The following is a 3,896-nucleotide window of genomic DNA, read 5'->3' on the forward strand; positions in this document are numbered from 1 at the left end:
CGGATACCCGCGTGGCCTCAAAGGGCAAGACATCCCGCTGTTTGGACGCATTGTGGCGGTGGCCGACGTGTTTGACGCCCTCACCAGCGAGCGCCCCTACAAGAAAGCCTGGAGCGTTGAAGATGCCGCCAACCTGATCAAAAAAGAGGCTGGCAGCCACTTTGACCCGGCTTGCGTGAACGCTTTTTTCACTGACTTTGACCGCGTGCTGGCCATCAAACAGCAATTCATGGACGACCCAAATGAACAACGCAATGACCCGGTTTAAATCGCCCCGTGCGGGCTTGCTGCTGCTGATGTTGCTGGCGGTTCTGGTGGCCGCCGTGCTGGGCTACAAGCAGCTCAGCCGACCCCTGCAAAGCCAGCCTTTTGGCAACCCTGACAAGGCTTTGGCATCCACCCCGGTGAGTTTTGCCGTGACCCAAGCCCTGCCACAAGCCGTCAACCTTGATGTGCGCAAAGTCACGTTGGGGCAGCAGCTGTTTCATGATGCCCGCTTGTCCAAAGACAACACCATCAGCTGCGCCAGCTGCCACAGCCTGGACTCTGGGGGCGTGGACAACCGCGCGCGCTCGGTGGGCGTGGCTGGCGGGGTGGGAGGCATCAACGCACCCAGTGTGTTCAACAGCGGGTTGAACTTTGTGCAGTTCTGGGATGGCCGCGCTGCCTCCCTGGAAGACCAGGTGGAAGGCCCGGTGAACCACCCCTTAGAGATGGCCTCCAGCTGGGCGCTGGTGCTGGATAAGCTGGGCGCTGATGCCACTTACTCATCGAACTTTGGCACGCTTTACAGCGATGGCATCACCACGGCCAACATCAAGGATGCCATTGCCACTTTTGAACGCTCACTGGTCACCCCCAACTCGCGCTTTGACAAATTTTTGCAAGGCAATGTGAATGCGTTGACGCTTGAGGAACGCACTGGCTACGAGCTGTTTCAGTCTTACGGCTGCGCCAGCTGCCACCAAGGGCAAAACCTGGGCGGCAACATGTTTGAAAAAATGGGGCTGATGGGCGACTATTTTGCCGACCGTGGCCACCTGACAGAGGCCGACAAAGGCCGCTTCAACGTCACCCACCACCCCGACAATTTGCACGAATTCAGGGTGCCGAGTTTGCGCAATGTGGCCTTGACTGCGCCGTACTTTCATGACGCCAGCGCCGCCACGCTTGAACAGGCCATTGCGATCATGGCCAAGTACCAGCTGGGCCGCCCCATGCCCGCGCCAGACCTGACCGCCATTGCTGCTTTTTTACGCAGTTTGAACGGTCAATACAACGGCCAACAGTTATGAGCTTGGGGCGTGTGTCGGTCAAATACGGCTTGTGGCTGTTGGCCTTTGTGCTGCTGGGCTGGCTTTACCGTCAATCCACCCAAATTGACATTGACCTGCATGTACGCAAAGTGGCTTACCTTGAGCAACTGCGCCAGCAAGATGCCCGGCTGAACCAGTATGTGCTGCAGTCACGCTACGGGCTGCTGTTGAACTATGACCCGTTGGTGGCCAGTCAGCAAGACATTGCGCACCTGCTGGCCAGCTTGCAAACCATCAGCCCAACCCTGTTTGGCGCAGGCAACAGCCCCTTGCAGCTCGCGTTTGCCAACTACAAAAACCAGTTCAAAGACAAATTTGCGCTGGTGGAGGCGTTCAAGTCCCACAACGCGGTGCTGCGCAATTCCGCCCGCTACCTGCCGTTGGCCGTGGCAGAACTGTTGAATCAGCCCGGACGCACGCCCCAGCGCGACAAGCTGTTGCACGATGTGCTGGAAAGCGTGTTGCTGTTTGATGCGCATGGCAACGAAAAATTGGTGGGCCACATTCGCACCGTGATGGCCACGCTGGCGGCACAAGAGCGGCAGCAACGCGAGGCAGTGGCGCTGCTGGCCAAGCATGTCGAGATCATTTTGAGCTACCAAAATGAAGTCAACCAGTTCACCAAAAACATCACCCAGTCGCGCACTGCGGCAGATGGTGACCAGTTGTTTGAAATCTACAGCCAGCAGTTTGCCCAGCGCCAGCACCAGGCCGAGCAATACGGTTTGGCGGTGGCGCTGCTGGCGGCAGCCATGCTGGCTTATGTCGCCTGGATGTTGGCTACTTTGCAGCAAGCCCGCAAAACCCTCACCGAGTCGCTGCGCGAGCTTGAATTCCAGAAATACGCGCTTGACCAGCATTCCATCGTCAGCATCACCGACCGCAGCGGAAAAATCACCTACACCAATGGCAAGTTCACAGAGGTAAGCCAATACAGTGCGCAAGAATTGCTGGGGCAAGATCACCGCCTGCTCAACTCTGGCTTTCACCCACATGCTTTTTTCAAAGACATGTGGGCCACCATAGGTCATGGACAGGTGTGGCATGGCGAGGTCAAAAACCGGCGCAAAGACGGCTCGGACTATTGGGTGAACTCCACCGTGGTGCCGTTTTTGGATGATGCGGGCAAAGTGCTGCGCTACGTCTCCATTCGCAGCGACATCACCGAGCGCAAAAACGCCGAGCAAGCCATGCAGGCGGCGGTGGCGGCAGCTGAGCAAGCGGCTCGCATCAAGGGCGATTTTTTGGCCAACATGAGCCACGAAATTCGCACCCCCATGAACGGCATCATTGGCATGACCCAGCTGGCTCTTGACACCAACCTGAACGATGAACAGCGCGAATACATCAGCCTGGTCAAAACCTCGGCCGACGCCTTGCTGACGGTCATCAACGACATTCTGGATTTTTCCAAAATCGAGTCCGGCAAGATGACGGTGGAGGTGATTGAATTTTCACTTGAAGCCATGCTGCGTGACACCCTCAAAACGCTGGCGGTGCGGGCGCATCAAAAAGGTCTGGAGCTGCTGCTGCAGGTGGCACCCAATGTGCCAGACCGGGTCTCTGGCGACCCTGGGCGCATTCGGCAAGTGATCTTGAACCTGATCGGCAACGCCATCAAGTTCACCGAGCATGGCGAAATTGAAGTTTCGATTGACGCTGACAGTGCGGCACCACCGGGCTTGGCTCGCTTGACCTTCAAGGTGCGCGACACCGGCATTGGCATTGCACCCGACAAATTTGGTGCCATTTTTGACTCGTTTTCACAAGCCGACACCAGCACCACCCGCAAATACGGCGGCACCGGGCTGGGCTTGACCATCTCTAGCCAATTGGTGGCCTTGATGGGCGGGCAAATTCAAGTGCACAGTGAACTGGGTGCGGGCAGCACTTTTTATTTCACCCTGGAGATGCCCATCACCTCTGGCAACGCCTGGGTGCGTTACCAAAAAACTGGCCGCATTCAGGGCATGCCAGTGCTGGTGGTCGACGACAACCACACCAACCGGCAACTGCTCTGCCACATGCTGCGCAACTGGCACATGCAGCCCACCGCTGTGCCCGATGGCCCGGCCGCCCTGGCTGAGTTGGCCAAGGCCACAGCCGCTGGCAAGCCGTATGCGCTGGCGCTGTTGGACATGCACATGCCCGGTATGGACGGCTTTGAATTGGCCGCGTTGATGCGCACCTCACCACAAGCCCCTGCCGCCACGGTGATGATGCTCACCTCGCAAGGGCAGCGCGGTGACGCTGAACGCTGCCGCGCAGCTGGGATCAGCAGCTACTTGAGTAAACCAGTGTCACAGTCGGACTTGCTTGACGCCCTCATGACTGCCCTGGGCGAGCCACTGGCAGACACTGCGCCCTTGATTACCCAGCACGCCTTGCGTGAAAACCGCCGCAAATTGAACCTGCTGCTGGCTGAAGACAACCCGGTCAACCAAAAACTGGCCATCACCTTGCTGCAAAAGCAAGGCCACAGCGTGACGCTGGCACACAACGGCCGCGAAGCCCTGGAACACTGGCAACGCAGCCGGTTTGATGCCATTTTGATGGACGTGGACATGCCCGAGATGAATG

Annotated in this window: 3 protein-coding genes; all 3 read left to right on the forward strand. The window is 58.0% G+C overall.

Annotated features, from left to right (window positions below; translation table 11 throughout):
- Positions 1 to 268: HD domain-containing phosphohydrolase (locus PHT20_RS16360; RefSeq protein WP_366520952.1), on the forward strand; the 268-nt coding region annotated here is incomplete at its 5' end.
- Positions 243 to 1,295: a cytochrome c peroxidase gene (locus tag PHT20_RS16365; protein ID WP_301021367.1), complete on the forward strand. Its 1,053-nt coding sequence runs from the start codon at positions 243 to 245 to the stop codon at positions 1,293 to 1,295. The genes PHT20_RS16360 and PHT20_RS16365, both read left to right, overlap by 26 nt.
- A partial coding sequence (locus PHT20_RS16370) for a DAHL domain-containing protein (RefSeq protein ID WP_301021368.1) occupies positions 1,292 to 3,896 on the forward strand: 2,605 nt, incomplete at its 3' end. The genes PHT20_RS16365 and PHT20_RS16370, both read left to right, overlap by 4 nt.

The organism is Rhodoferax sp. (genome assembly GCF_028715765.1).
Classification (GTDB): Bacteria; Pseudomonadota; Gammaproteobacteria; order Burkholderiales; family Burkholderiaceae_C; genus Rhodoferax.